Source organism: Mesorhizobium sp. M7A.F.Ca.CA.002.05.1.1 (assembly GCF_003998335.1).
Lineage (GTDB): Bacteria > Pseudomonadota > Alphaproteobacteria > Rhizobiales > Rhizobiaceae > Mesorhizobium.
The window spans coordinates 1-1228 of the sequence record NZ_RZQI01001085.1 but is presented as its reverse complement, the minus strand read 5'-3'; the positions used below and the strand labels follow the sequence as shown (position 1 = coordinate 1228).

2 protein-coding genes are annotated in these 1228 nt (G+C 66.4%); both read right to left on the bottom strand.

Features of this window, described 5'->3' with window-relative positions; translation table 11 throughout:
* On the bottom strand, positions 1 to 695 hold a 695-nt coding region (locus EN939_RS32735), incomplete at its 3' end, for a PfkB family carbohydrate kinase (RefSeq protein ID WP_245473253.1).
* Positions 692 to 1228 (bottom strand): SIS domain-containing protein (locus EN939_RS32730; protein ID WP_127271646.1); only part of this gene is annotated, 537 nt, incomplete at its 5' end. The genes EN939_RS32735 and EN939_RS32730, both read right to left, overlap by 4 nt.

Here is a 1228-nt window from a genome sequence, read left to right as displayed (position 1 = left end):
CAACAGGCGACGCCCTCGCCGCCCGCCGTGACAATCGCCACCGGATAAAGATCGGCCAGCAGCCGTGCGGCTTGGGCGGCCCCGTCCAGCGTCTCGAACACTGCTGTGCCAGCCAGGAATTCAGCCTCGATGGCGTTGACCACCAATATGTCGACCAGCGCGATCAACTCGTCGGAGAGTTCGCGCGCGGGGGCCGCGTTGAGCACGACGCGGCCGCCCCGTGCTTTGACGGCGCGTGCGGCGGCAATGTTGCCGGCTTCCGGCACTTCGTTCTGCAACAAAAGCACTGCCGTTTGGACCATCACATCGGAAGCAGAGGCAATGTCGGCATGGCCCAGTGTCAGATTGCTGCCCGAGACGATCACCGCGCCATAGTCGCCGCCCGCGTCGAAGATCGCCACGCTCATGCCGGAGCCGGCGCCAGCGGCCACCCGCACGAAGCGGTGGTCGACCACTGCGCGATTGAGATTGGCCAGCAACGCCCGCCCGAAATCATCGTCGCCGACGGCGCCGATCATCGCCGCGCGCACGCCGGCCCGCGCCGCCGAGACAGCCTGATTGCCGCCCTTGCCGCCGCATTTCGGGTGCCAGGCATGGCCGGTCACCGTCTCGCCCTTGCGCGGGCGGTCGGGCGCGTCGACCATGATGTCGTAGTGCAAGCTGCCGAACACGGTGACCAGCGGCGATGTCGTCATGAGCCCCGGTCTTTTCGTTTCGATGTCACCGCGGACATGGTGCGGCCGAGATTGCGCTCCGCCGCCTGATAATCGCGCTGTGCCACCGCCACGAACAGCGCGTCGAGGATGTTGAGCTGGGCAATGCGCGCCGCTGCGTTCTCGCCCATCAGCGGCGAGCCTTGCGCGGTCGAGCAAAGCACGATGTCGGCGACCGCAGCCAGCGGCGAGTTGTCGTAGTTGGTGATGGCCAGCGTGCGGGCACCGTTCTTGCGGGCCAGCTGGATGGCGTCGATGACGGCCGACGTGTTTCCCGAATGCGAGAAGCCGACGGCGATGTCGTCGCCGCCGAGCAGCGAGGCCGACATCAGCATCATATGCGAATCGTCATAGACGGATGCGCGGATGCCGATGCGCAGAAACTTGTGCGAGACATCGCGGGCGATCTGCGCCGAGCCGCCGACGCCATAAAAATCCCGGTTCTTGGCACGGAAGAGCAGCTCGGCGGCCCGGTCGAAATCCTCGATGTCGAGGATCGCCAGCGTCTCCTCCAG